We start from the raw sequence: 25740 nt of genomic DNA on the forward strand, positions 1-25740 counted from the left end.
AGCTGGTCGGGCGGGTGGCCCACCCAATTGCGGTTCGCCACGGACCCGCCGGGGGGGGCGACCGGCCGGGATATGTCGGGGGGGTGGGGGCGGCGCCGGGTGTCGGGCGCCGCCTCCAGGATGCCGATGAACTCCTCCAGGCCCTTCTGCGCCTCCTCCACCACGTCCGGCGGCACCGGCACGCCCCGGGTGCCGGGCGAGCCGGCGATCCGTTCCCACGAGGCGGGCGGCACGGTGATCCGGTCGAGCTCGTCCCACGCCGAGGTCATGGCCCCGTCGACCCGGCCGACGACGACCTCCTCCAGGGGATCCCATTCGTTGAACGTCGAAACCACGCCGTTCACAAGCATCGCTTCCTTCCGGTCGTCGGTTCCGGCGTCAACGCGTCATGCAGGTCTGGTCGTCGCCCTGGTAGACGATCTCCCCGCGCAGCACCTTGCGGTAGAAGCTCCAGTACGACGGCTCGACGGCCTCGATCTTCTCCTCGATGGAGTCGTGCAACTTCGGCACGTTCACCATGGGCACGCCCTGGTGGTAGTGGTGCGCGGTGTGCAGGTTGTTGTAGTTGGTGATCCACTGGGTGAACCGGGAGGCCCGCACGGTCCGGGTGTTGGACAGGACGTTGGGGTCGGTCTGGGTGTTCAACCCGAAGTGCTCCGGCAGTTCGATCAGGAAGTGGACGGCCTCGCTCACCAGCAGGACCGGCACCAGCCACGCCCACACGAAGAACCAACTCCCGGTCAGCACGCTCACCGCGACCGCGCCCACGACCAGGGCCAGCAGCACCCGGTACTCGTTCTGGATGGCCCGCGTGGCCCGCGGCCGGCCCACGGCGGGTATCGGGCGCCGGAACAGGCCGCGGCCGAGGTTGCGCACGACGTCGGCGTACCGGCCGAGGTGGAACGCGGCGAAGGCGAACCCGTGCACGCTGTCCAGGCCGCGGAAGCGGTAGTTGAAGAACTCGAGGTTCTTCTCCGTGCCCAGGTAGGCGTGGTGCCTGAGGTGCTCGTACTTGTAGTGGGAGAAGGCGCTGAACATGAACATCCCGCTGACGAACCCCCACAACCGGTTGGCCCACCGGGAGCGGAACGCGTGCTCGTGCAGGCACTCGTGCTGCAACTCCACGAGGTAGGCGTACAGCACGCCGAGCACCGGGACGCAGACGGTGATCGTCGCGGGGCCGGGCAGTTCCAGCAGGGCCGTGTAGCAGACGACGATGACGCCGAAGGAGAGGGCGATCTTCGTCGCGAACCGGCCCGGACGGCGTTCGAAGTACGTCATCGGCAGTCCGCGCCGGGTGTCGGCGCCGCGCACCGGGGCGAGCAGGACATCCTGGAAGCCGTCCAGGTTGAGTGGTTCGTCGTCCCGCGGGGCCGTGGATGGCATGGCGGATCCTCTCTCTTGGGTTCTCTTCGGAGTTCGCCGGTTTTCTTCTGCGGATGTGTGCTGGAACGTCAGGGAGCGAGCGTTCGGCTCGCGTTCAGTGAGGTGCCCACGGTCGGGGCGAGCCGGTAGCGCGCCCGCCCGATGGGGTCGCGGCCGAGTCCGGGCCTTCGGGGCCCGTGGTGTGCCTCGGCCGCGGCGAGGAGTTCTGCCGGGACGCCGCGCAGCCGCAGCGGCCCGGTGCCGCGCCCCGTTCCGGTGCTGTCGCGGACGCGGTAGGCGGCGGTCCAGTCGAGGACTCCGTCGGTCGTACGGGCCCGCGGGGCCAGGGAGTCGACGATCAGCGCCCGCGGTGGCGGTGCCGTGACGGGCAGCCGCCCGGTGTCGGCGTCCGGCCGGTCTCCGGCCGCGAACTCGCCGAAGGTGCCGTGCGGTACGAGCCACAGCGCCGGATCGCCGAGCAGTTCGCAAGCCTGGTCGAGGTCGGCGCGGGTACGGCCGCCCGTCAGCTCGGGTGGCAGCAGCGGCAGGGACAGGTCGTGGGGCGGGTACGGGGACACGGCAGGGGGAGCTGTCCGGGCGCCCGGTGCTGAACCGCCCCGCGCCTCCTGGACCGCGGCCGTCAGGGCCAGCAGGGCGGACGGGCCGAACAGGACGGGGTCGTCGGCGCGGATCTCGTCCGGGTCCGCGGCCCGGACCCAGGGCAGCGCGTCCTCGGGGGCCGCTCCGTCCCCCAGGTGGAGCACGTGGTCGCCGTCCCGGACCAGGAGATAGGCACGGTCGCGCGTGAGCACCGTACGGCCGTCGCACTCGATCTCGGTTCCGGTGCGGCCCGCCTCGACGAGAAGCCCGTCCTCGCGGAGTACGGGGCGGGACTTCTCCGCCAGGACGCGCCAGGCGGCGTGTGCCCGGCCGGCCTGGTCCGCTCCCTCGGTGTCCGCCGGGTGGGCGGCGAGCCGCCACTCGCCGGGTGCGCCGGACTCCGCCCGCAGGACGAGGTCGGTGCGTGACTCCCGGCCCGTGGGTGACACGCGTACGGCGGTGTGGCGGCGGACCACGCGGATCGCCGTCATGACGCGCACCGCAGCGCGGAGAACCGGACGGCCGGCGCGCACGTCCCGACGTCGAACAGCATCTGGCGGTCCTTTCCGCACAGGGCGTTGTCCGTGAACTCGCCGCGGTCGCCGAGCTCGACGATCCGGGTCAGGACGTCGGCCCGCTCCCGGACACGGCCCGTCACGTAGTCCCCGGTACGGCGACCGGAGCGGATCAGCTCACCGAGCACCAGCCGGGCCTCGACGGTGTCGCCGAACCGGATGCCGTCGGCCAGCCGGTGGACGAGCAGGCCGTGGCCGACGTTCTCCACCAGCTCGTCCAACGCGGTGCCGCCCGGTCGGCAGACCAGGTTGGACATACGCGGCAACGGGCGTTGGAGCACCGACGCGGCACGCCCGTTGGCGGTGGGCATCGCTCCGGCGCGCGCGGCGCTGGCGGCGCTGTGCAGCTGCCGTACGAGGACGCCGTCCACGACGATCCGCTGCCGGCCCAGAGCGGTGATGCCGTCGTCGTCCCTGTCGTAGTGGGCGGGGCCGCCCTCGGCGAGCGGATCGTCGTCGAGGCAGACCAGCTCGCCGGCCACCCGGCAGCGCAGGCGGTGGCTGAGCACCGGCGTGCCGTCGGGGGCGCCCTCGGCGAAGTGGCCGGCGGCCTCGTGGAGCAGGACACCGGCCGCCTGCGGCGACAGGACGGCGGGCGGGGCACCCGTCTCCAGCGGCCCGGCCCGGTCCACCGCCGCCAGCAGCCAGTCGGTCGTGTCGAGCCAGGCGGGTTCGGGGAGCCGGGCGGCGCCCGGGCCGCGTCCGCTGCGGCCGACCGGGACGGTACGGCCGCCGCGGGTACGGAGGTCTCCGGTGAGCGACCAGACCCGGCGCCGCTGGGGCACCGGGTCGCCCGTGCCGGGCCCGGCGACGACCCGGACCGACGACGTCTGCGTGTAGTGCAGGCGGTTTCCCGGACCGAAGCGGGTGCGCAGTGCGGCCAGGGCCGCCGCGGCCTCGCCGTGGTCGTCCAGCGGTTCGGGGTCCGGCAGCGGCAGCCGCCAGGGCGCGGGTGGCGGACCGGAGAAGATCCGCACGTCCGCACCAGCCCGCTCCAGACGTCCGCCGTGGAAATCCGTTCGGTGGGCGCGGCCCTCACCGCCGTCGGCCGTCAGGACCGCGCCGAGGGCCCGTTCGACGCGCACCACCTCCGCGGCCGTCACGTCAGCGCGCCTCCGCTTTCTTGCGGGGGACGCGGACGGGGGCGTCCAGTGCCTGGGGGCCGGGGCGGGGCGGTGTCCCCGTGCCGTTCGCGGGCGCGGGGCGGGCCGGGGTCCGTGTGGGAGCCGGGCCGTCCAACGCCTTGGCGCCCGGCGGGCTTTCCAGTGCCTTGGCGCCTGCAGGGCACTCCAGCAGGAGGCCCATGCCGGCCAGGGAGCGGATCAGTCCGAGGCCGTGGTCGAGCGTCCGCTGCGGGTCCCGCTCGGCGGTGGACTCGGGGAACGCCTCGGCGATGAGCTCCCGGGCGGTGCGCCGGCCGTCGGCGCGCTCCAGGAAGGTGCGGGCCGCCCGCCCCAGCTGGATGGTCTCGATCTTGTCCGCGGCACTCTTGCGCGTCACGACGTACGCGCCGCCGTCCGAGGCCGCCCGGACGGTCTCACCGCGCAGCAACTCCTGGAGGTCGTACGGGAACTCCGCGCCGAGGAAGTCCCCGGGCCGCAGCGCGGACTCGGGGCCCACGGTGGACGCGGCAGGGCGGGGACCGGGGGCCGGGAGATTCGCGGCGTCCAGCCGCATCATCTCGTAGCGCACCAGCGCGGCGACGGGGCTGTCCTCGATGCCCAGCCGGGCGATCTCCTCCTGGGCGAAGACCAGCAGGTCACGGGGCTCGCACTGGTGGCGGTAGCGGGTGCCGGGCGAGTGCTGGTCGTTGTAGCGCTCGATCCAGGCGACCCAGCGTTCGAACCAGGCGAGCGGCGAGTCGTAGTGGGCGAGCAACTGGGGCCACAGCGAGGCCAGGACGACGACATGGCCGGAGAGCTCCTCGGCCGCGTCGATCAGGGCCTCGTTGATGTCCGGGCTGGCGAAGCGGTAGTCGGTGCAGAACAGGTCCTTGTGTTCCCTGCGGTACTGCTGGATCTGCGCCATCCGGGACTCGGTCACCGGGGCGTCGTAGTACTCGGCCGGCCGGTTGAGGGTCTTCTCGTACTGGCGGAACATCGGTGACTGGTGCAGCGGGACCAGCGTGAACAGCTGACTGCGGCCCTCGCCCTCCTGGAGGAACTGGAAGAACCGGGTCAGCGTGTCGTTGAGCGTCTCGCGGGTCTCGGTGGGGTAGCCGACGATGAAGCCGGCCACGGGGCGGACGCCCGCCGCCTTGGTGGCCTTGACGACCTTGAGGCACTGTTCGAGGTCGAGGTTCTTCTTGATCCACCGCTGCATCTTCGGCGAGCCGCTCTCGATGCCGTAGTAGATCTCCTCGCAGCCCGCGGCGCCCATCTTCTGCAGCAGTTCGGCGTCGATGACGTCGGTACGGGTGCTGCAGCCCCAGGTGACGCCGACGTCGCGGGCGATCATCTCGTCGCAGAACCGGTGCGTCCAGTTGCGGTCGCAGGTGAAGATGTCGTGGGAGAAGTTGACGCTGGTCCGGCCGAACGCGTCCCGTACGTACTCCATCTGCCGGACGATGTCGTCGATCGGCCGCATCCGGAACCGCCGCTCCCAGAACGGCGCGGTGGCGCAGAACGAGCACTTGAAGGGACAGCCGCGGCCCACATCCAGATACAGGTTGGCATCGGTCGTCATGTCGAAGGCGTAGTAGGCGGGCCACGGCAGGTCGGCCATGTCCTTCACCAGCGGTCGGTCGGAGTTGACCACCGACTCGCCCTTGCGGCGGTACGTCACTCCGCGCACGTCGGCCGGGTCGCCGCCCGCGTGCAGGGTGCTGAGCAGTTCGCTGAAGGTCAGTTCGCCCTCGCCCCGCACGATGAAGTCGGCCCACGGGAACCGCTCGAGGAACTCGGCGCTGATCGGAGTCACGGCCGGTCCACCGAGGCAGACCAGGGTGTCCGGGGAGCGCCGTTTGACGGCCTGGCCGATGAGTACGGTGTGCGAGAGGGAGTCCGCGTCGGTCATCAGGCCGACCAGGGAGTCGCCGGCGGCCAGCACCGAGGCGGCGATGTCGTCGTAGAGCGCGTCGGTGTTGGGAATGGTGCCGTCGACGAGGAGCCGGTTGACCTCGACGACATTGATGTCGGCGGGGACGCCCGCGGTGTCGGCCGACGCCTTGAGGGAGAGCAGTCCGACCGGCACGAACGTCTGCATGGGCATCGGGTCGCCGGGCCTGGTGTGCAGCGACATGCCGCCGTGGTTGAGGTGCAGGCTGCTGATCAGGCCGACCTTCATCATGCCGACCGCCCCGGCTCGGAAGCGGTGACGTCCGTCTGTGGCCGCCGCAGTTCGACCAGCGGCTCGGACATGATGCGCTCGCGGAACAGTTCCTCCCGGCGGATGATGCTCTGCCGTTGGAACTCGGTGGTGCCACAGCCGTCGTAGCTGCCGTTGAGGATGCTGGACTGGCTCGGGCAGCGGCCGGTGCAGAAGTACTTGTCGTCGTTGATCGGGCAACCGTCGCAGGTGTCCTTGTAGTTGTCCCAGGTGATCTTGCGGATGAGCCAGTCTTCGTCGTTCCAGATCTCGGCGAACGGTGTCATCTGCACGTTCCCGCCGGCGAGCACTTTGTTGCCCGCGCAGGTGCTGCACGGGAACACGTCACCCGACGAGCTGACGTAGCACACCCCGCGGCCGCTCATGCAGCGGCGCGTGGCGAAGACCATGGTGTAGAGGAAGTCCAGGACCTTGCCCGCGCACAGGCCGAGGGTCTCGTCCTTCTGCCGGGCCCACTCCTCCTCCTCGATCCAGAAACGCGCCGTGTTCTCCACGTCGTGCACGGTGCTGGCGAGATCGCGGTGCAGGGCTCCGCGGCCCATGGGAATGAAGGGCACACTGCGCAGGCTGATGTCGTTGTCCCGCGCCCAGTTCAGGATGATCGGCAGGTCGTCCACGTTCTGGTGCGTGGTGGTGGTCATGACGCTGGTGTTGAAGCCGCGGTCGCGCAGCTCGGCCAGCCGACGGGTGACGTAGTCGAACTCGCCCTCGTTGCGGTACTTCCCCTCTCCGTGCAGGCCGTCGATGCTCATGCTGACGATGACGTCGTCCTGCGGGAGCCGCTTGATGATCGCCTCGGTCAGCGTGGTGCCGTTCGTGGGGATCCCGACGACGAACCCGAGGTCGTAGGCGCGCTGCACGATATCGCTGAAATCGGGGTGAATGGTGGGCTCACCCCCCGTGATGATGAGCGAGAAGACACCCATCTCGGCCCATTCGTCGAGCAGTGCCATGATCCGCTCGGTGGGCAGCTCGGTACTGCGGGCCTTTCCGCCTTCGACGAAGCAGTGCGGGCAGCGGAGATTACAGGTCCGGGTTATCTCCAGCCAGACCATCGCGGGTGCCCGGAAGCGGAATTCGGTGTCCACGGAGAGGCGGTCGATGAGGTGATCCGCACAGCGCTCTGGGGGTTCTCCCGCGCGCAAAAGAGGCTCCACCCCCTCGTCGTACATGGCCATCGAACCGTCCGGGAAAGCGGCCAGCCAGCCGAAGTCCTCCCGCCGGTAACGGATGAGCGGCCGGGCTTTCTCCGGGAGTCGTCGGGCGTATTCGGGCGTGCAGGTCACGATGTTCTGCAACAACGTACCCCTCCAGGATCCAGGACTTCCAGAAATCCATAAACGTGTGCTCTGACAACGCGGTGCCGGTATGCGTGAACAGGACGAGCGGAAACGTGTAAGGGTGGATCTGGGACGACGGCAGGGCGTGCGGGGTGCTGGGACCCGTACGGGACGGGCCCCAGCGGTGCCGGAACATCCGGCCTGGAGTGCCTACTTCGGAGTGCCTATTTTGGAGTGCCTACTTCGGAGTGCCGACGGTGCTGGCCGTGGTGGCCGTGCGCTCCTCGATGATCGCGATCTCCTCAAGCGCCCGCTCCGGCGTGTCGGGCACGGCCGGCATCTCCTGGGGGGAGATGTGCAGGTGCGCGATGCGGAGCGCCCCACGGGAGTCGCGGGTCACCACGAGGGTCTCGCGCAGGTACTGCTGCTCGTCGCCGAGGGCGACGCGGGAGTGCAGGCTGACCAGTGCCGCGTCCCCCATGATGCGGATCTCGGGGGACAGGAGCTGGCTGCGACGGGTGGTGCCCGGCGTCAGCGCGAACACCCGCTGGAACTCCTCGCGGCTGTCGATGCGGTTCGGGGACGACTGGACGAAGAACGTCGCGTCGGCCGCGAACAGCTTGAAATAGTCGGGGCTGCTGTTCTCGTAGGTGGTCTGGTACTCGCCGAGAAGCTGATCGACAGCTTCCCGGGTGATGGTGTCCGTGCCGACGGACGCCATGAAATCAACGGTCATTCGGAGAACTCCCTCTGACTCGTTCCGCTTTGACTGCACGCGAAAACACGAGCAGTTGAAGAGCCCGAATGGACAGTTCCGATGGAGCATCAATGCCGAGATGGCGAGCAGCCCGGACCCATGCTTGCCCGCTGTGCAAACATGGCCAGCGCAGAGCCCAGGAACCTACCCCTGGCAGATCGCAACGGTCCGATTTGAGCTCTTGTGATTCCTGATTGAAGGCCGATAGGTGTAGGCCTGTCAACGCCCCGGGTGTCCTGTTACAGACCGGATCACTCGATCAATTCCGGCCCCGCGGCCCACGACTGGCGGAATTCGGACCGGAAGTAGCGGCATTCAGACCGAATACGCAGTCCGAATATCGCCGCCCCGCGCGACGGCGTCCGCCCGTCCCGCGACGCCGTTCCCCGCCCGCCTCGCCGCGCCGGGACTGTGCCGAAATACCGTGCCCGACCAGTCGCACCCGCCCGCCCAGCGCCAGGCGGCACGCCTCCTCCGATGTCCCCGGCCGTCCTGGTACGCCCTGTGGGCGACGACCCGGTACGGAGCATCCGCCGCCGAGATCAGGCCACGGCACGTTGTCAACAACCGTGCCGCAGCGGGGCTGTTGAGATTCCAGCCGAACTAACCAATTTTTAACCTTGGCGGTACACCGTCCGCTTGATCGAATTCGAGACCGGGCCGAGGCCTCGGTTCTGCGCCGTCCTGAAGCGTCGTGTGCTTCGGCCTGCCTCGTGTGCGGTGTTCATTGTCGGGTTGCCAACTCCCGTGCGACGGAGCACTGTTCACGCGCGAGAGGCCGACTGGCTTCCCGGGTACGAGAGTTCGTGCCCGGTACGGTCGGCAACGCGGCCGCCGCCCAGCAACAGCACGACATGGCGGGCGACTTGATGGACACCCTCGCCCTGACCCTGCGCACCGGGCCGGCATCATCCCGCCGCGCGCCAAGGGAACGAAACCCTGGCAGTGGGCGGCGGCCCCGAAGGACGGCTTCCACGTGCTGCGGCACACTTATGCCTCGCTCATGCCGGCGGCCGGAGAATCCGTCGTGACCTTGGCACGGTGGCTCGGGCACTCTTCGCCCGCGATCACCTTGGTTACTATGCTCACTTCATGCCGGAGGCCGGAAGCAAGGGGCGAACCACCATCGACGGACTGCTCGGGAAGCGGGGAGAACCGCATGCCAGTCGAAACTCCCCAGATTCTCCCCAGGACCGTTGACGGGCGATTCCCGCTGCTGCGCCTCTCCGGCAATCGTCGTGGATTGCAAGGTTGAAGAGACGGGTGGCCTGGGAGAATGCTGAAAGAGGTCACCGCGACCCGCTATATCGCGCCCCTGCGTGAGGGTGGCTCGCTGCCGGGACTCGTCGAGGCCGACGATCTCGGGACGTACGTCGTGAAGTTCACCGGCTCGGCGCAGGGTCGCAAGGCGCTGGTCGCCGAGGTGATCGTCGGTGAGCTGGCGCGGGCGCTCGGTCTGAGATTCCCCGAGCTGGTCCTCGCGCACTTCGACCCGGCGATCGCCGAGAGCGAGCCCCACCAGGAGGTGCGGGAGCTGCACGGCGCGAGCGCCGGTCTCAACCTCGGCATGGACTATCTGCCGGGCGCGAAGGACTTCACCCCGGAGGTCGCGAAGGAGTTCCGCGTCGACCCCCTCGAAGCCGGCCGGATCATCTGGCTCGACGCCCTCACGGTCAACGTCGACCGCACCGTGCACAGCTCCAACCTCATGATCTGGCCCACGTTCGGCATCGCGCCCCCGCGCCTCTGGCTGATCGACCACGGCGCGGCCCTCGTCTTCCACCACCGCTGGGACGCCTCGGAACCCACGAAGGCGTACGACTTCCGCCACCACGCCCTGGGCCACTACACCCCCGACGTACGCGCGGCGGATGCCCAACTCGCGCCGAAGGTGACGGAGGAGCTGCTGCGGGAAATCGTCGCCGAGGTGCCGGACGCCTGGCTGCCCACCGAGGACGGCTTCGCGTCGCCCGACGAGGTCCGCGACGCCTACGTCCGCTACCTCCACGCGCGCGTGCGGGCCTCCGCCGCCTGGCTCCCCACCGACTTCCCCACCCGGGAGGAACTCGCCGCCGAGGAGGCACTCCGCGCGGCGAAGACACAGCGAGGCCGCCCGAACTGGCTCAAACGGGTCCCCGACCTGCACGGCAAACCGGCGGCGGAACAGGATTGGTCGGTGCACCTCGGATGACGGACGTTCCCCTGACGGCGGACACACAGCAAACGGCGGACACACAGCGCGTCGAGATCGAGTACTGCACCCAGTGCCGCTGGCTGCCCCGCGCCGCCTGGCTGGCCCAGGAACTACTGACGACCTTCGAGGCGGAATTGACAGAGCTGTCCCTGAAGCCCGGCAAGGGCGGGATCTTCGTCGTACGCGTCAACGACGAGACCGTCTGGGACCGCCGCGAGCAGGGCTTCCCCGAGCCCACCGCCGTCAAGCAGGCCGTACGCGACCGAGTGGCCCCGGGAAAGTCCCTGGGCCACTCGGACAGGGCCGCGCAGGAGTAGGTCAGCCCGCGAGCCGGGTCAGCCCTTGAGCTGCTCGTACGCCGGGAGGGTCAGGAAGTCGGCGTAGTTCTCGTCCAGGGCGACCTGGAGGAGCAGGTCGTGGGCCTGCTGCCAGTGGCCGGCCGCGAAGGTCTCCTCGCCGATCTCGGCGCGGATGGCGGCGAGTTCCTCGGCGGCGACCTTGCGGGCCAGCTCCGGGGTGGCCGTCTCGCCGTTCTCGAACTCGACGCCCGCATTGATCCACTGCCAGATCTGGGAGCGGGAGATCTCGGCGGTGGCCGCGTCCTCCATGAGGTTGAAGATGGCGACGGCGCCGAGGCCGCGCAGCCAGGCCTCGATGTACCGGATGCCGACCTGGACGGCGTTGACGAGGCCGGGGTACGTGGGCCTGGCGTCGAGGGAGTCGACGGCGATCAGGTCGGCGGCCTTGACGTCGACGTCCTCGCGGAGGCGGTCCTTCTGGTTGGGCTTGTCGCCGAGGACGGCGTCGAAGGAGGCCATCGCGATCGGGACCAGGTCGGGGTGGGCGACCCAGGAGCCGTCGAAGCCGTCGCCCGCCTCGCGGTCCTTGTCGGCCTTGACCTTCTCGAACGCGACCTTGTTGACCTCCTCGTCGCGCCGCGACGGGATGAACGCGGCCATGCCGCCGATCGCGTGCGCGCCGCGCTTGTGGCAGGTGCGGACGAGGAGCTCGGTGTACGCCCGCATGAACGGGGCCGTCATCGTCACCGCGTTGCGGTCCGGGAGGACGAACTTGGCGCCGCCGTCACGGAAGTTCTTCACGATGGAGAAGAGGTAGTCCCAGCGGCCCGCGTTCAACCCCGAGGCGTGGTCGCGCAGTTCGTAGAGGATCTCCTCCATCTCGTACGCGGCCGTGATCGTCTCGATCAGGACGGTCGCGCGGACGGTGCCCTGCGGGACGCCGACGTGGTCCTGCGCGAAGACGAAGACCTCGTTCCAGAGGCGGGCCTCCAGGTGCGACTCCGTCTTCGGGAGGTAGAAGTACGGGCCCTTGCCGAGGTCGAGCAGCCGCTGGGCGTTGTGGAAGAAGTACAGGCCGAAGTCGACGAGCGCGCCGGGGACGGGAGTGCCGTCGGCGTCGACGAGGTGGCGCTCGTCGAGGTGCCAGCCGCGCGGGCGCATGACGACCGTGGCCAGCTCCTCGTCGGGGCGCAGGGCGTACGACTTGCCGGTGCGCTCGTCGGTGAAGTCGATGTTCCGGGTGTAGGCGTCGGCCATGTTCACCTGGCCGAGGACCACGTTCTCCCAGGTGGGCGCGGAGGCGTCCTCGAAGTCCGCGAGCCAGATCCTGGCGCCCGAGTTGAGGGCGTTGATCGTCATCTTGCGGTCGGTGGGGCCGGTGATCTCGACGCGGCGGTCGTCCAGGGCCGCGGGGGAGGGGGCCACCTTCCAGGAGTCGTCGGCGCGGATCGCGGCGGTCTCCGGGAGGAAGTCCAGCGTGGAGGTGCGGGCGATCTCGGCACGGCGCTCCGCGCGGCGGGCCAGCAGCTCGTCACGCCGGGGCGTGAACCGGCGGTGCAGTTCGGCCACGAAGGCGAGGGCGGCGGGGGTGAGAACCTCGTCCTGGCGGGGCAGGGGCTCGGCGTCGACGATGGCCAGCGGGGACGGCGCTGGTGCGGACATGAGCTGTCACTTCCTTCAGCGGGCGTGGCAACCGGGTGTCAGTCGACCCGGGTAGGGCTGTGAACGCCCTCGGATGAGTGGGGCACTTCTGAAAAGTGGATACTAGTTTCCTCATGGTGGAAGTTCAATGTTTTGTTGATGTCGAGATTCTTCGGGTCGAGGGATAGTGGCTCCCCGTGTCAATACGCTCACGGAGCGTGGCGCGGCTGGCGCGACCCGGTCGGGCGCGGCTCACTCCAGGTGGACCAGATCGGCCTCCGTGTCGATGTCGTACGGCCGCGCCACGTCCCCGCACTCGACGAGCGTGATCGCCTCGTCGTGCGCCTTCAGATAGGCGCGTGCCCCTCGGTCCCCCGTGGCAGTCGCCGCGACGGCGGCCCAGTGGGCGGCGCCGAAAAGGACGGGGTGGCCCCGGCGGCCGTCGTAGGCGGCCGCGACGAGCGCGGTGCCGGACCGGCGCGACAATGGCGACAATGGATCGGGCGGGCTGTCGGCCCGGCTCGGCGACGGGTCCGGCGGGCCGCCGGGATCGCACGCGGCGAGGACGCGGGCCACCGCCTCCGGTCCGATGCCCGGCTGGTCGACGAGCGAGATCAGGACGGCGTCGGCGCCCGTCCCGGTCAGCGACTCCAGTCCGGCCCGCAGTGACGAGCCCATGCCTTCGGCCCACTCCGGGTTCTCGACCAGTACGCAGCCGGGCAGTTCGGCCCGGGCGCGTACGGTCGCGGCCTCGGCCCCCAGGACCACATGGATCCGGGCGCAGCCGCCCGCCCGCAACACCGCGACCGCGTGTTCGACCAGGGGGCGGCCGTGGTGGGTCAGCAGGGCCTTGGGGCGGCCGCCGAGGCGCCGCCCGCCGCCGGCGGCCAGCAGCAGCCCGACGACCTCGCTCCTGCCGGCCTCCGCGTCAGGGGCCGTGTGGCGGGCCGTGTGCCGGGGTGGGTTCTGGGCCTGGTGGTGCGTCATGTCTCCTTGCATACCCGACCCGGCGTGGGTGTTCCGTGACGCGGGACGGACCGGGGGCCGGCTTTGTGATGCCCGGGGACTGAATTTCAGTCCCCGTAGTGGCGCTCGCCACACTGATTGGCGTTTACTGGCCCGCGCCACCCCCGGCGCCCGACCGACGCCACGGGGCGGTCGGCCGTACTTGGGCGTGCGGCCATGACTCGCGCACAAGGGAGTGGGCGAGGGGGGAGAGAGCTGTGTTGCGGAGCTTGGGACAGAGGTCAGTGACCGGCAGTGATGAGGATCCGAGGGTGGCGGGGTTGCGCTCGGCCGTGTCGCGGCTGCGTCGTGAACTGGCCGCGCATCCGGCCGAGTTCCCCGACCGGGGGATCGCCGAGGATGAGCTGGCGGCGCTCGCGGCGATGGCTGTCACCGGTATGCCCGAGGTGCCGCGGTTGCGTCGGTCTCTGTTGCTGATCGCGGGGTCCATCGGGTCGGTGAGTGCGTTGGCGAGGGGGCTGGCGGAGGTTCGTACGGCGGTGGAGTTGTTCGGGGAGCCGCCGCGGCGTTGAGCGGGCTTCTTCGCCCCCGCCGCCCTACCCGTCAGGGGCTGCGCCCCTTCGACCCCCAGCCGCGGGTTGGTTGTGGTTGCTCGCGCAGTTCCCCGCGCCCCTAAACAGATCAGGGGGCTGCGCCCCCACCTACCCGCGGCCCACCATCGAGGTCGTCAGCTCCCCGCCACCGAACTCGCCAGCGCCTCGGACAGTTCCACCGCCACCTGCTGCAGCACCGGCACGATGCGTTCCGTCGCGGTCTCGGTGACGCGGCCCGCCGGCCCGGAGATGGAAATGGCCGCGGCGGTGGGGGAGTTGGGGACGGAGACGGCGAGGCAGCGGACGCCGATCTCCTGTTCGTTGTCGTCGACCGCGTAGCCGAGGGTGCGTACGTCGTCGAGGGCGGCGAGGAAACCGTCGGGCGTGGTGATCGTCTTGTCCGTGGCGGCCGGCATGCCCGTACGGGCCAGCAGGGCGCGGACCTCGTCGGCCGGGAAGTCGGCGAGAAGGGCCTTGCCGACGCCGGTGGAGTGGGGCAGCACACGGCGGCCCACCTCGGTGAACATCCGCATGGAGTGCTTGGACGGCACCTGGGCGACGTACACGATCTCGTCGCCGTCGAGGAGTGCCATGTTCGCCGTCTCGCCGGTCTCCTCGACGAGGCGTGCAAGGTAGGGGCGCGCCCAGGTGCCGAGCAGCCGGGACGCGGACTCGCCGAGGCGGATCAGGCGCGGGCCGAGGGCGTACCGCCGGTTGGGCTGCTGGCGGACGTAGCCGCAGACGACCAGCGTCCGCATCAGCCGGTGGATGGTCGGCAGTGGCAGCCCACTGCTCGCGGACAGTTCGCTGAGCCCCACCTCGCCGCCGACGTCCGCCATCCGCTCCAGCAGATCGAAGGCGCGCTCGAGGGACTGGACACCACCCGAGGGCGACTTGGTGGACTCGGTGGTGCTGGCGCTGGCGCTGGACGTCGGCACGGGCGCGGTCCTTTCGGGTGGCGGGCGAGATCGCAGCCTACCGGGCAGTTCGTTGACTACTTGCTTGTACGTCACTACGTTCTGCTCAGTGGAAATCTAATTCCGTCTTGTGAAAATATCCAGAGGGGAGACGTTGGAGGCAGAGTGGAGGGGTGTGCCCTTGACGGGGCGGAGGTGGGGGTGAAAACTCCTTCAACAGAACGTTGAATTCCGTTACGCGGAAGTAAATACCGTTACGCGGAAGTGAACAGCGGTGCGGCGAGAGGGGTTCCCGGTGTCCGAGGCTGAACTGGTGTTGCGCTCGACGCGTGTCATCACCCCCGACGGATCGCGCCCCGCCGCGGTCGCCGTCGCGGCCGGCACGATCACGGCCGTCCTCCCGTACGACGCCGACGTACCGTCCGGCGCCCGCCTGGAGGACCTCGGCGACCACGTCCTGCTGCCCGGCCTCGTCGACACCCATGTGCACGTGAACGACCCCGGCCGCACCCACTGGGAGGGCTTCTGGACCGCCACGCGCGCCGCGGCGGCCGGCGGCATCACCACCCTCGTCGACATGCCCCTCAACTCCCTCCCGCCGACCACCACGGTCGACCACCTCCGTACGAAGCGGGAGGTCGCCGCCGGCAAGGCCCACATCGACGTCGGCTTCTGGGGCGGTGCCCTGCCCGACAACGTCAAGGACCTGCGGCCGCTGCACGACGCCGGGGTCTTCGGCTTCAAGGCGTTCCTGTCGCCGTCGGGCGTGGACGAGTTCCCGCACCTCGACCAGGACGGGCTCGCCCGCTCCCTGGCCGAGATCGCCGGCTTCGGCGGACTGCTCATCGTCCACGCCGAGGACCCGCATCACCTCGACGCGGCCCCGCAGCGGGGCGGCCCCAGGTACGCCGACTTCCTCGCCTCCCGCCCGCGCGACGCCGAGGACACCGCCGTCGCGACCCTCATCGCCCAGGCCCGGCGGCTCGACGCACGCGTCCACGTCCTCCACCTCTCGTCCAGCGACGCGCTCCCCCTGATTGCCGAGGCCAAGCGGGACGGCGTACGGATCACCGTCGAGACCTGCCCGCACTACCTCACCCTCACCGCCGAGGAAGTCCCGGACGGGGCAAGCGAGTTCAAGTGCTGCCCGCCCATCCGGGAGTCCGCCAACCAGGACCTTCTGTGGCAGGCCCTCGCGGACGGCACGATCGACTGCGTGGTCACCGACCACTCCCCGTCCACGGTCGACCTGAAGACCGACGACTTCGCCACCGCCTGGGGCGGCATCTCCGGCCTGCAGTTGAGCCTCGCGGCGGTCTGGACCGAGGCCCGCGAGCGCGGCCACGGCCTGGAGGACGTGGTCCGCTGGATGTCGTCGCGGACGGCCGAACTCGTCGGCCTGGACGACCGCAAGGGCGCCATCGAGGCCGGCCGCGACGCCGACTTCGCCGTCCTCGCCCCCGACGAGACCTTCACCGTCGACCCGGCCGCACTCCACCACCGCAACCGCGTCACCGCGTACGCCGGCAGAACCCTGTACGGCGTGGTCAAGTCCACCTGGCTGCGCGGCGAACGCATCGTCGCGGACGGCGAGTTCACCGAGCCGAAGGGACAACTCCTCACCCGCACCCCCTGATTGCCCCCGCACCCGCAGCGGCGACAACCGAAAGGCAGACCTGATCATCGTGACGGCGCAGCAACACTCCCCGTTGGCGAGCTTCACCGGCGACGCGAACCCGTACGGCGGCGGTGACCCGTACGCGGACTACCGCACCGCCGACTTCCCCTTCACCCGGTACGCCGACCTTGCGGACCGCAGGCTCGGCGCCGGTGTCGTCGCCGCCAACGACGAGTTCTTCGCCCACCGCGAGAACCTGCTGGTGCCCGAGCGCGCCGAGTTCGACCCCGAGCACTTCGGGCACAAGGGCAAGATCATGGACGGCTGGGAGACGCGCCGCCGCCGGGGCGCCTCGGCCGAGCACCCCTGGCCGACGGCCGAGGACCACGACTGGGCCCTGATCCGCCTCGGCGCACCCGGCGTGATCCGCGGGATCGTCGTCGACACGGCCCACTTCCGCGGCAACTACCCGCAGGCGGTCTCCGTCGAGGGCGCGTGCGTGACCGGTTCCCCGTCGCCGGAGGAACTGCTCGCCCACGACGTGAAGTGGACGACCCTCGTCCAGCGCACCCCGGTCGGCGGCCACGCGGCGAACGGCTTCGCGGTCTCCGTCGAGCAGCGCTTCACCCACCTCCGCCTGAACCAGCACCCCGACGGCGGCATCGCCCGCCTCCGTGTCCACGGCGAGGTCGTGCCGGACCCGGCCTGGCTGGCCGCCCTCGGCACCTTCGACGTGGTCGCCCTGGAGAACGGCGGCCAGGCCGAGGACGCCTCCAACCTCTTCTACTCACCCGCCACCAACACCATCCAGCCCGGCCGCGCCCGGGTGATGCACGAGTGCTGGGAGACCCGCCGCCGCCGCGACCAGGGCAACGACTGGATCCGCTACCGCCTCGCCGCCCAGTCCGAGATCCGCGCCCTGGAGATCGACACGGCGTACCTCAAGGGCAACGCGGCGGGCTGGGCCACGGTCTCGGTGAAGGACGGCGACGACGGCGACTGGACCGAGATCCTCCCCCGCACCCGTCTGCAGCCCGACACCAACCACCGCTTCGTCCTCCCGACCCCGACCCCGACCCCGACCACCGCCACCCACGCCCGCGTCGACATCTACCCCGACGGCGGCATCTCCCGCCTACGCCTCTTCGGCTCCCTGACGGAAGCGGGCAAGACCCACTTGTCGGCCCGCCACCAAGAACTGGGCGGCTAGCCCCCTGCCCTTTTTCAGGGCGCGGGGAACGGCGCGACAGCTTGCTCATCGCGTAGAGCGTCCCGCCGGGACCGGGCACACGCTGCGTCATACACGTCCCGACGGTGATCATCCGGCCGCCGCGCCACATCTGGCCGCCGCGTCCCATCCGGGCGGCGGCGCCACATCCGGGCGGCTGCGCCACATCCGGGCGGCCGCGCCCCATCCGGGCCGCGGCGGCCTGGGACGCCAGGAAGACACCCCCGCACATTCACGGCGAGCACCCGGTCCACCTCGGCGAGCGGCAGGCTCTCCAACGGCCCCAGCACCCCGACACCGACGTTGTTCACGAGCACGTCCAGCCGCTCGCCCAGCGCCTCGGCCGCCAGCCCCACCGAACCCGCCGCCTCCTCGGCGTCCCCGGAGTCCGCCCGCAGGGCCACTCCCCGCCGCCCGAGGGCCTCCACGGCCCGTACGACCTCCTCGGCCCCGTCCTTGCCGCGCACATAGGCGACGGCCACATCCGCGCCTTCCCGGGCCAACAGCACCGCCGTCGCGGCACCGATGCCACGGCTGCCGCCGGTCACGAGGGCGACCTTGCCGTCGAGAGGCCGGTCGCCGTTCGAAAGGTTGCCGCCGTTCAGATTTCCGTTCGAAGTAGTCGCGAACGGACGTCGAGATCGGGCGAGGCCCGTCGAGGCGGCCCGACTCCTCAGCCCACCGATGAGTTGCGGGCACCACGGGGGTCTGCCCTGATGACAAAAGAGCCCACCGGACATCAGACCCCGACGGACAACGGGCCCCGACGGACAACGGGCCCCGACGGACAACGGGCCCCGACGGACAACGGGCCCCGACGGACAACGGGCCCCGACGGACAACAGGCCCCAACCGGACACCGGCTCCCACCTCAGCGCATCGAAAGCAGGCACCCGCCATGGGCAAGCTCTCCCTCACCTCCTTCATCACCCTCGACGGCGTCTACCAGGCCCCCGGCGGCCCGAACGAGGACCGCCGCGACGGCTTCGAGCACGGCGGCTGGAGCGTCCCGTACGGGGACGAGGACTTCGGACGGTTCATCGACGGAGTCTTCGGCCGCGTAGGGGCCTTCCTGCTGGGCCGCAGGACGTACGAGATCTTCGCCGCCCACTGGCCGAAGGTCACCGACCCGGCCGACCCGGTCGCGGGAAAGCTCAACTCCCTGCCCAAGTACGTCGTTTCGAACACCGTCACGAACCCGGAATGGAGCGGCACGACCGTGCTCTCCGGCGACCTCGCCAAGGAGATCACCGCCCTCAAGGAGCGCACCGACGGCGAGGTGCAGGTCCACGGCAGCGGGGACCTCGCCCAGTCGCTGCTCGCCCTCGACCTGATCGACACCGTGCACCTGCTGACGTTCCCGGTCGTCCTCGGCTCCGGGCGCCGCCTGTTCGCCGAGGGCGCTCTCCCGACGGCGTTCCGTCACGCCGGGGGCAGCATCACGAGCACCGGCGTCTCGATCCAGACGTACGAGCGCGCGGGGCGTCCCGAGTACGGCACGTACGAGCTCCCGCAGAACGCCTGACCTGCGACGGGCCTGCCCGCGGTCGACGGTGTGAAGATCGCGGGCACCCCCGTGAACTCGGGTTAACTCCCGGAAAACTTACCGGACGTGCCCGGAAAATCATGGAACTTGTCATTGACATGCCACTGTCTACGCGCGTCATCATGTGGCCATGAGATTCCCCCCACGAGCAACACGCATCGGAGCGGCGGCTGCCCTCCTGTCCGCCCTCCTCGTCGGCGGCACCGTCACCGCCGGCCCGGCGGGCGCCGCCACGACCGCAGTCGGCAGCATCTGCTACGGCGACCTGCCGTCGCAGGCGTACACCACGCTCAACCTGATCGCGCGGGGCGGCCCCTACCCGTACTCGCAGGACGGCAGCGTCTTCCAGAACCGGGAGCGCATCCTGCCGACGCAGTCCACCGGCTACTACCACGAGTACACGGTGAAGACCCCCGGCTCCTCCACCCGCGGCGCCCGCCGCATCGTCACCGGTGAGGACTACCAGGAGGACTACTACACCGCCGACCACTACGCGTCCTTCGACCTGGTCGACTACGACTGCTGATCAGGCCGATCCGGCACGACCCCGCCCGACCGTCTGTCCTTCCCCCACCGGGCAGACGCTCGGGCGGGCCGCCGGTCACTCGGACGGTCACCCGGACCTCCGGCTCTCCGCCGCCGCGAACAGGGCGAACGCCAGGACGATCAGCGCGATGCTCACATAGATCTCGTAGCCGTCCAGGGTGCTCCACCGCTGTGTCACCCCCCACTTCAGCTTGCCGGTGAGTTCGTACACCAGGCCGCCGGAGCCCTGCACCAGGGCGATGAACCCGAGAAACTCCAACAACTGCTTCATGTCCAGGATCCTCGCCCCGCGGTCCCCCCACATTCATCGGCCGCGGGGCGAGGCCTGTCCGACGGGAGTACCGATCCGCGGGGCGGTGGGCCGCCCAAAGTCGACGAGATCGCGACTTTGGTCGCGATCACCGGCGGAGGGGAGGTGGCGGAGGCCGTCTCTGCATAGATTTGTCGACCGTGAGTGGTGACAAGCCGGTACCGGAGCCCCCGACCTTCCCGGGGCGGAGCTGGCTGTTGCCGTCGGCCCTGCTCGATCCCGACCACGACCCCGACCACGGGCAGCCCGGACGGCGGCCCAAGCGGACCCCGCGCGACTGGGTCGTCGACTTCACCTGCTTCCTGCTGGCCGTGTTCATCGGTCTCCTGGCCGTGGAGACGGTCAACAACGAGCCCGACCTCCCACCGGCCCACGCCCTCCTCGACCAGGTGCTGGGCGCGCTCGCATGCGCCGCCGTCTGGCTGCGCCGGCGCTGGCCGGTCGGCCTCGCCGTGGCGATGGTCCCGGTCTGTTTCGTGTCCAACACCGCGGGCGGCGCCGGCCTGGTCGCCCTCTTCACGCTCGCCGTCCACCGGCCCTTCCGCTACGTGGCCTGGGTCGCCGCCGCCTCCGTCGCACTGACCCCGCTGTTCTTCTGGCTGCGGCCCGACCCCGACGTCAGCTACCCCTGGGCGGTGTTCCTCGCCGCGCTGCTCACCGCCGCGATCGTCGGCTGGGGCATGTTCGTGCGCTCCAAGCGGCAGCTCATGCTGAGCTTCCGGGACCGCGCCCGGCGGGCCGAGACGGAGGCGGCGCTCCGCGCCGAGCAGGCACAACGGCTCGCCCGCGAGGCCATGGCGCGCGAGATGCACGACGTCCTGGCGCACCGCCTGACGCTGCTCAGCGTGCACGCGGGCGCCCTGGAGTTCCGGCCCGACGCACCCCAGGCCGAGATCGTTCGCGCGGCGGGCGTCATCCGGGAGAGCGCCCACGAGGCCCTGCAGGACCTGAGGGAGATCATCGGCGTGCTGCGCGCGGGCGAGCCCGACGACGCGGGGCGCCCCCAGCCGACCCTCGCCGCGCTCGACACCCTCGTCTCCGAGTCCCGCGAGGCCGGTATGAAGGTCGTCCTCGACCACCACGTCACCGACCGTGCCGCCGTCCCCACCTCCGTCGGCCGCACGGCCTACCGCATCGCCCAGGAGTGCCTGACCAACGCCCGCAAGCACGCCCCCGGCGCCGAGGTCACCGTCACCGTCTCGGGCGCCCCGGGCGACGGACTCACCGTCTCCGTACACAATCCGGCGGCCCCGGGGGAGGTCCCGCCCGTCCCCGGCTCCGGCCAGGGACTCATCGGCCTCACCGAACGCGCCACGCTGGCCGGAGGCCGCCTTGACCACGGCCCCGAGCAGGACGGCGGGTTCGGAGTGCGGGCCTGGCTGCCCTGGGCCTGACCACGGGCCTTGCCTCGGGGCTGGTCATACGCAGCGCCTCGGGGCCGAATCCGGGCATCGGCGTGCGCGAGGCCGTCTCGTCCCGCATGATTGCCAGTTGACTTGTACGGCTCGTACGGCTCGTACGGCTCGTACGGCTCGTACGGCTCGTACGGCTTGTACGAGCCATCCGGTACGAAGCACCCGGTGCGCCTCGGGAGGGACAGCAGAGTGAGTTTCGGGGGACACAATCCGTATCAGCCGCCCTGGCAGCCGAACGGAGGACCGTACCCCCCGCCTCCACCGCCACCTTCGGGACCGTACGTGCCGCCCCAGCCGGGCCCACCACCCTACGGCCCCAACACCCCTTACCCGTACGGACCTTACCCCTACGTCCCCCAACCGCCGCCCACCCTCGTACGGCGGATGCGGGAGGACGAATGGCCGCCGCTGAGGGAGTTCCTGAGCGGGCTCCGGCTGCACGGCTGTCTCTGGACGATGGCCGTGATGTGCGCGTGGCCGATGGTGGTCGGCCTGCTGGTGGGCTACCCGCTTGCCCGCTCGGCCCGCCGCCCGGCCCGGCGGATCTTCCCCTCCCGCGCCCGCCACCGCCTCGTGGACGACGATGTCTCGCGGGTGCAGCGGAGGCGGGCCTGGACCGCCACCGTCATGTCGCTGCTGATCCTGGCGGCGTACGGCAAACCCGAGGACATCGACCAGGCGCAGCAGCAGTTCACGATGCGGCTGATCATCACCCCCTGGCTGCTGCTCCTGAGCGCGCCCGTGGTCGTCGTGGCCCTCTTCCGCTGGTCCTCACCGACCGCGCGACGGGCCATGCGCGCCCCTCTGCGCACCGCCGGGAAATCGGTCCTGTGGTACGTCGGCGCCTTCACGACGGTGCCGCTCCTCGGCGGAGCGATCTACTACACACGCACGTACATGGGGAAGGACGTGAGCGTCTGGGCGCCGCTCGCCCTCCTCGTGCCACTGCTCTGGGTGCTGCTCTTCATCGTCTTCGCCTCGGGGCCCGCCGTGCGCAGCGCCTTCAACACCGCCGACGTGCACCCGGCGCTCCCGGCGCTGCTCACCGGCGCCCTGGTGTGGGAGTTCTCCGCCATCAACCTGGCCGTCGGCGGGCTGCCGCCGGGCCCGCCCGTGGTCCAGCTCGCCGCCCTCATCGGCGGCCCGGCCTCGGTGACCGCCGTCGCGTGGTGGGAGGTACGCCGCCTGCGTACCCGGCACGGGGTACGGCTGCGCGGCTGAGGGGCGACCGACCGGCGCCGATCGAGCGGCAGTCGGCGGACGCCGGCCGGCCGAGGGCCCCGCCGGCGTCCGATCAAGCCATACGCGGCACGACGCGCTGCCCTGCCGATCCGTACACCCACGCGGACGCCTCGTCGATGAAGTCGCCGGGGAAGCCGAGGCGGAAGGCGGTGGTCTCCTCCAGCCGGGCCAGCACCTCCTCGGGGAGGACGAGCCGGGCGGCGCCCAGGTTGTCCATGAGCTGCTCGACGCGCCGGGCGCCGAGGATGGGGTGCACGGCGGGGGAGTGGGCCATGGTCCAGGCGATGGCGATCTGGGCCGGAGTGGCGTCGAGTTCGTCCGCGGCGGTCTGCACGGCCTCCGCGACCGCGCGCTCGCGCTCCCCGATCGCCTCGGCGGACAGCCGGGTCGCGGTGCCCGGGGCCACCCCGCCCGGGCGGGTGTACTTGCCGGACAGGACGCCGTTCTGCAGGGGGCTCCAGGCGGCCACCGACATGCCGAACGCCTCCGCCATCGGCAGCAGCTCGCGCTCGATGTCCCGGTTGAGCAGGCTGTACGGCACCTGGAGCGCCGAGAGCGGCGACCAACCCCGCCATTCGGCCAGGGTGTTGGCGCGCGAGACCACCCACGCCGGGGCGTCCGAGATGCCGACGTACAGCACCTTCCCGGACCGTACGGCGTCGTCGAGGGCGCGCATCGTCTCCTCGACCGGGGTGTTCCGGTCCCAGATGTGCACCCAGTAGATGTCGACGTAGTCCGTCCTGAGGCGCCGCAGGCTCGTCTCCAGGGACAGCGCGAGGTTCTTGCGGTGGTTGCCCGCTGCGTTGGGGTCGCTGCCGTCACGGGAGACGGTGTACTTGGTGGACAGCACGAACCGGTCGCGCCGCCCCTTGAGCAGCTCACCGACGATCCGCTCGCTCTCCCCGCCCCGGTAGTTGACCGCCGTGTCGATCACATTGCCGCCGGCCTCCGCGTACACGTCGAGGATCCGCGCGCACTCCTCCCGGGGCGCCCCCACCCCGCCCTGCTCCCCGAACGTCATGGCGCCCAGGAACAGCTCGGAGACGCGGAGCCCGGTCCGGCCCAGGAGTCGGTAACGCACCCAAAACCTCCGTCAGTTGAATGCCGTACCGGCCGACACTAACGGGTCGGCCCATGACAACGCGGCGGTCCGGGCGAAGCGTCATTACGGTAGTGCTCCATGACCGACATCCGAACGGTGGGCCGATGACCGCGATCCGAGTGCTCCTCGTCGACGACGATCCCCTCGTGCGCGCCGGACTCTCCTTCATGCTGGGCGGAGCCGACGACATCGATATCGTGGGCGAGGGCGCCGACGGCGACGAGGTGGACGCCCTCGTCGACCGTACGCGCCCCGACGTCGTCCTCATGGACATCCGGATGCCGACCGTCGACGGCCTCTCGGCCACCGAGCGGCTCCGCACCCGCGCGGACGCGCCCCAGGTCGTCGTCCTCACCACCTTCCACGCCGACGACCAGGTCCTGCGCGCCCTGCGCGCGGGCGCCGCCGGCTTCGTCCTCAAGGACACCCCGCCCGCCGAGATCGTCGCGGCGGTACGGCGGGTCGCGGCCGGCGACCCCGTGCTCTCGCCCGCCGTCACCCGCCGGCTCATGGCACACGCCGCCGGCAGCGCCCCCGACACCCGACGCACCAGCGCCCGTTCCCGCGTCGCCGCCCTCAACGACCGCGAACGCGAGGTCGCCGTCGCCGTCGGCCGCGGCGCCTCCAACGCCGAGATCGCCGGCGAACTCTTCATGAGCGTCGCCACCGTCAAAACCCACGTCTCCCGCATTCTCGCCAAACTCGACCTCAACAACCGGGTGCAGATCGCCCTGTTGACGTACGACGCGGGGCTGTTGGAGGACGACGGGCACTAGGAAACGGGCACCGGCGGGAGCCGGGGTGGGGGAGCGGGCACTCGTGGGCGCACCCGCGCGTTGTACGGGCGAGGGGGGGGACTCATGGGACAGGCGAAGGTGATCGATCTGGGGGAGTACGGGCCGCGGTTCACCGAGGACCCGCACCCCGTCTACGCCGAGCTGCGGGAGCGCGGCCCCGTGCACCGGGTCCGGCTGCCGAAACACGACGCGCACCACGAGGTCTGGCTCGTCGTGGGATACGAGGAGGCGCGGGCGGCGCTCGCCGATCCCCGGCTGTCGAAGGACGGTTCGAAGGTCGGGGTGACGTTCCTCGACGAGGAGCTGATCGGCAAGTATCTGCTGGTCGCCGACCCGCCTCAGCACACCCGGCTGCGCGGGCTGATAGCCCGCGAGTTCACCGGACGCCGGGTCGAGCGGCTGCGGCCGAGGATCCAGGAGATCACCGACTCGCTGCTGGACGCGATGCTGCCGCAGGGCCGCGCCGACCTGGTGGAGTCGTTCGCGTACCCGCTGCCGCTCACCGTCATCTGCGAGCTGCTCGGCGTGCCCGAGTTCGACCGGGTGGCCTTCCGTAAGCTGTCGACGGAGGCGGTGGCACCGACCAGCGGCGAGAGCGAGTACGAGGCCTTCGTCCAACTCGCCGCCTACTTGGAGGAGTTGATCGAGGACAAGCGCTGCTCCCCGCCCGCCGACGACCTGCTGAGCGCCCTGATCCGGACGACGAACGAGGACGGCGACCGCCTGTCACCCGCCGAGCTGCGCGGCATGGCCTTCATCCTCCTCATCGCCGGCCACGAGACCACGGTCAACCTCATCACCGGCGCCGTCCACGCGCTCCTCACCCACCCCGGGCAACTCGCCGAGGTGCGGGCCGACATGAGCCTCGTCGACGCGGTCGTGGAGGAGACCCTGCGCCACGAGGGCCCGGTGGAGAACGCGACGTTCCGTTACGCCGCCGAGCCGCTGGACATCGGCGGCTCGGCCATCGCGGCGGGTGACTCGGTGATGATCGGCCTGACCGCCGCCGACCGCGACGGCACCCGCTATCCCGCCCCCGACCGCTTCGACCTCCACCGCGACACCCGCGGCCACCTCGCCTTCGGCCACGGCATCCACTTCTGCCTGGGCGCGCCCCTGGCCCGCCTGGAGGCCCGCGTGGCCCTGCGCGCCCTCCTGGAACGCTGCCCCGACCTGGCCCTGGACGGCCCACCGGGCGAGTGGCTGCCGGGAATGCTGATACGGGGGGTACGGAGCCTGCCCCTGCGCTGGTGAGGACGACTCCTCGCCCCGCCGCCCCTACCCGTCCCATCCCCCAGGGGCGGTGCCCCTTCGACCCTCATCCGCGGGCCCGGCGGGGCTTCTCGCGCAGTTCCCCGCGCCCCTGAAAAGCAGGGGCTGCGCCCCGTGCTTTTCAGGCCCGCAGGGGCCTGGGCTTTTAGG

At 70.8% G+C, this 25740-nt stretch carries 22 protein-coding genes and 2 pseudogenes; 11 read left to right on the forward strand and 13 right to left on the reverse strand.

The window, feature by feature from the left end; genetic code table 11:
* From ACFU53_RS31555 to ACFU53_RS31585, 7 genes and pseudogenes are all read right to left on the reverse strand, one after another.
* Positions 1-344 (reverse strand): annotated as a pseudogene (locus tag ACFU53_RS31555) (hypothetical protein); the annotation flags it as partial.
* A gap of 34 nt (positions 345-378) precedes the next feature.
* Positions 379-1386 (reverse strand): fatty acid desaturase family protein, encoded by a 1008-nt coding sequence (locus tag ACFU53_RS31560; protein ID WP_383999950.1) that lies wholly within the window; start codon positions 1384-1386, stop codon positions 379-381.
* A 68-nt stretch (positions 1387-1454) separates the two neighbouring features.
* Positions 1455-2456 (reverse strand): hypothetical protein, encoded by a 1002-nt coding sequence (locus tag ACFU53_RS31565; RefSeq protein WP_383999953.1) that lies wholly within the window; start codon positions 2454-2456, stop codon positions 1455-1457.
* Positions 2453-3643 carry a metallopeptidase TldD-related protein gene (locus tag ACFU53_RS31570; protein WP_383999956.1) on the reverse strand — a complete coding sequence of 397 codons (1191 nt, stop codon included), beginning with the start codon at positions 3641-3643 and terminating at the stop codon, positions 2453-2455. The genes ACFU53_RS31565 and ACFU53_RS31570 overlap by 4 nt, the downstream gene beginning before the upstream one ends.
* 1 nt (position 3644) lies before the next feature.
* On the reverse strand, positions 3645-5828 hold the full coding sequence (locus tag ACFU53_RS31575) for a radical SAM protein (protein ID WP_383999959.1): 2184 nt from the start codon (positions 5826-5828) through the stop codon (positions 3645-3647).
* On the reverse strand, positions 5825-7168 hold the full coding sequence (locus ACFU53_RS31580) for a radical SAM protein (RefSeq protein ID WP_383999962.1): 1344 nt from the start codon (positions 7166-7168) through the stop codon (positions 5825-5827). Before ACFU53_RS31580 ends, ACFU53_RS31575 begins: the two co-directional genes overlap by 4 nt.
* A 217-nt stretch (positions 7169-7385) precedes the next feature.
* Positions 7386-7883 (reverse strand): nuclear transport factor 2 family protein, encoded by a 498-nt coding sequence (locus tag ACFU53_RS31585; protein WP_383999965.1) that lies wholly within the window; start codon positions 7881-7883, stop codon positions 7386-7388.
* A 1297-nt stretch (positions 7884-9180) separates the two neighbouring features.
* Between ACFU53_RS31585 and ACFU53_RS31590 the strand changes: the two genes are divergently transcribed.
* Both ACFU53_RS31590 and ACFU53_RS31595 read left to right on the forward strand, forming a co-directional pair.
* Positions 9181-10095 carry a HipA family kinase gene (locus ACFU53_RS31590; protein WP_383999968.1) on the forward strand — a complete coding sequence of 305 codons (915 nt, stop codon included), beginning with the start codon at positions 9181-9183 and terminating at the stop codon, positions 10093-10095.
* Positions 10092-10415 carry a SelT/SelW/SelH family protein gene (locus tag ACFU53_RS31595; protein WP_383999971.1) on the forward strand — a complete coding sequence of 108 codons (324 nt, stop codon included), beginning with the start codon at positions 10092-10094 and terminating at the stop codon, positions 10413-10415. The genes ACFU53_RS31590 and ACFU53_RS31595 overlap by 4 nt, the downstream gene beginning before the upstream one ends.
* An 18-nt stretch (positions 10416-10433) precedes the next feature.
* On the opposite strand, the gene aceB is transcribed toward ACFU53_RS31595, so the two are convergent.
* Both aceB and ACFU53_RS31605 read right to left on the reverse strand, forming a co-directional pair.
* Entirely contained in the window at positions 10434-12059 is a 1626-nt protein-coding gene (gene aceB, locus ACFU53_RS31600) for a malate synthase A (RefSeq protein ID WP_383999974.1), read from the reverse strand.
* 231 nt (positions 12060-12290) lie between these two features.
* A complete protein-coding gene (locus ACFU53_RS31605; protein ID WP_383999977.1) occupies positions 12291-13025 on the reverse strand; it encodes an NTP transferase domain-containing protein in 735 nt (244 codons plus the stop codon).
* Between the two features lie 236 nt (positions 13026-13261).
* On the opposite strand from ACFU53_RS31605, the gene ACFU53_RS31610 reads away from it, so the two are divergent.
* Positions 13262-13576, forward strand: a complete 315-nt coding sequence (locus ACFU53_RS31610; RefSeq protein WP_152172523.1) for a DUF5955 family protein — start codon at positions 13262-13264, stop codon at positions 13574-13576.
* A 155-nt stretch (positions 13577-13731) separates the two neighbouring features.
* On the opposite strand, the gene ACFU53_RS31615 is transcribed toward ACFU53_RS31610, so the two are convergent.
* A complete protein-coding gene (locus ACFU53_RS31615; RefSeq protein ID WP_383999982.1) occupies positions 13732-14535 on the reverse strand; it encodes an IclR family transcriptional regulator in 804 nt (267 codons plus the stop codon).
* A 274-nt stretch (positions 14536-14809) separates the two neighbouring features.
* Between ACFU53_RS31615 and allB the strand changes: the two genes are divergently transcribed.
* Both allB and alc read left to right on the forward strand, forming a co-directional pair.
* On the forward strand, positions 14810-16150 hold the full coding sequence (gene allB, locus ACFU53_RS31620) for an allantoinase AllB (protein WP_383999985.1): 1341 nt from the start codon (positions 14810-14812) through the stop codon (positions 16148-16150).
* Positions 16151-16199: 49 nt separating this feature from the next.
* On the forward strand, positions 16200-17342 hold the full coding sequence (alc, locus tag ACFU53_RS31625; protein WP_383999988.1) for an allantoicase: 1143 nt from the start codon (positions 16200-16202) through the stop codon (positions 17340-17342).
* A gap of 40 nt (positions 17343-17382) precedes the next feature.
* Here the strand turns inward: alc and ACFU53_RS31630 are convergent.
* Positions 17383-17965: pseudogene (locus tag ACFU53_RS31630) on the reverse strand (SDR family NAD(P)-dependent oxidoreductase); the annotation flags it as partial.
* Between the two features lie 293 nt (positions 17966-18258).
* On the opposite strand from ACFU53_RS31630, the gene ACFU53_RS31635 reads away from it, so the two are divergent.
* Entirely contained in the window at positions 18259-18885 is a 627-nt protein-coding gene (locus ACFU53_RS31635) for a dihydrofolate reductase family protein (protein ID WP_383999992.1), read from the forward strand.
* Positions 18886-19036: 151 nt separating this feature from the next.
* Positions 19037-19432 (forward strand): ribonuclease domain-containing protein, encoded by a 396-nt coding sequence (locus ACFU53_RS31640; protein ID WP_383999995.1) that lies wholly within the window; start codon positions 19037-19039, stop codon positions 19430-19432.
* Between the two features lie 87 nt (positions 19433-19519).
* Here the strand turns inward: ACFU53_RS31640 and ACFU53_RS31645 are convergent, their stop codons facing one another.
* Positions 19520-19723, reverse strand: coding sequence for a hypothetical protein (locus ACFU53_RS31645; RefSeq protein ID WP_383999998.1), 204 nt, complete (start codon positions 19721-19723; stop codon positions 19520-19522).
* 179 nt (positions 19724-19902) lie between these two features.
* On the opposite strand from ACFU53_RS31645, the gene ACFU53_RS31650 reads away from it, so the two are divergent.
* Positions 19903-21156, forward strand: a complete 1254-nt coding sequence (locus ACFU53_RS31650; RefSeq protein WP_384000001.1) for a sensor histidine kinase — start codon at positions 19903-19905, stop codon at positions 21154-21156.
* A 405-nt stretch (positions 21157-21561) separates the two neighbouring features.
* Positions 21562-22398 carry a hypothetical protein gene (locus ACFU53_RS31655; protein ID WP_384000004.1) on the forward strand — a complete coding sequence of 279 codons (837 nt, stop codon included), beginning with the start codon at positions 21562-21564 and terminating at the stop codon, positions 22396-22398.
* 73 nt (positions 22399-22471) lie between these two features.
* Here ACFU53_RS31655 and ACFU53_RS31660 read toward each other — a convergent pair whose 3' ends face one another.
* Complete coding sequence (locus ACFU53_RS31660; RefSeq protein WP_384000006.1) at positions 22472-23500, reverse strand: aldo/keto reductase; 1029 nt, start codon at positions 23498-23500, stop codon at positions 22472-22474.
* A 125-nt stretch (positions 23501-23625) separates the two neighbouring features.
* Between ACFU53_RS31660 and ACFU53_RS31665 the strand changes: the two genes are divergently transcribed.
* Both ACFU53_RS31665 and ACFU53_RS31670 read left to right on the forward strand, forming a co-directional pair.
* Positions 23626-24297, forward strand: coding sequence for a response regulator (locus ACFU53_RS31665; protein WP_384000009.1), 672 nt, complete (start codon positions 23626-23628; stop codon positions 24295-24297).
* Positions 24298-24381: 84 nt separating this feature from the next.
* The gene (locus ACFU53_RS31670; protein ID WP_384000012.1) at positions 24382-25572 is read left to right on the forward strand and encodes a cytochrome P450; all 1191 of its coding nucleotides are present in this window, start codon (positions 24382-24384) and stop codon (positions 25570-25572) included.
* The last annotated feature ends 168 nt before the right edge of the window (positions 25573-25740 follow it).

Source organism: Streptomyces sp. NPDC057474 (genome assembly GCF_042802555.1).
GTDB lineage: Bacteria > Actinomycetota > Actinomycetes > Streptomycetales > Streptomycetaceae > Streptomyces.